Here is a 738-nt window from a genome sequence, read left to right on the forward strand (position 1 = left end):
CTCATGTAGGCGTAGGAGGAGGCGACGAAGGTGCCGGCGCCGTCGCGCTCCCAGGTCGCGCTGGCGATGCCCAGCGGCTCGAACAGCGCGGTCCAGGGGTAGTCGGGGTAGGCCTCGGCGCCGACCATGCCCTTGAGCGCGGCGGCCAGCAGGTTGCTGTCGCCGCTGGAGTAGCGAAAGCGCACCCCCGGCGCGGCATCGGCGGCATGCGCCGCGGCGAAGCCGGCCATGTCGTCGCGACCGCGGGTGTAGAGCATGGCGATCACCGAGGACTTCAGCGGCGCGTACTCGTAGTCCTCCTGCCAGGCCAGGCCCGAGGCCCAGTTGAGCAGGTGACCGACCTTGACCTGCGGGTGCTCGGCCATCGCCGGGTAGTACTTGGCCACCGGCGCGTCCAGCTTAAAGCGGCCCCCGCCGTAGGCCACGCCGAGGGTGGTGGCGAGCAGGCTCTTGGCCATCGACCAGGTCAGGTGCGCGGTGTCGGCGCGGGTCGGCGCGGCGTAGCGTTCGTAGACGATCCGGCCGTCACGTACCACCAGCAGCGCATCGCTGCGCACGCCCAGGCGCGTGGCGTCGTCGCGTGGCGGGAAGGCGTAGGCCTCCAGCGCGGCCAGCGCCGGGCTGTCGCTGTGGGGGGTGGTTTGCCAGTCCGGCTGCGGCCAGGACTCGGCCCGGGCGATGCCGGCCAGCAGGCTGAGGCCGAGCAGCAGGCTCATACGGCGAAGGGAAAAGGGGCTC

1 protein-coding gene is annotated in these 738 nt (G+C 72.1%); it reads right to left on the reverse strand.

What is annotated here, in order from left to right; genetic code table 11:
• A partial coding sequence (locus tag N878_RS23680; RefSeq protein ID WP_306367482.1) for a serine hydrolase occupies window positions 1–738 on the reverse strand: 738 nt, incomplete at both ends.

This window comes from Pseudomonas sp. EGD-AK9, assembly GCF_000465935.2.
GTDB lineage: Bacteria > Pseudomonadota > Gammaproteobacteria > Pseudomonadales > Pseudomonadaceae > Aquipseudomonas.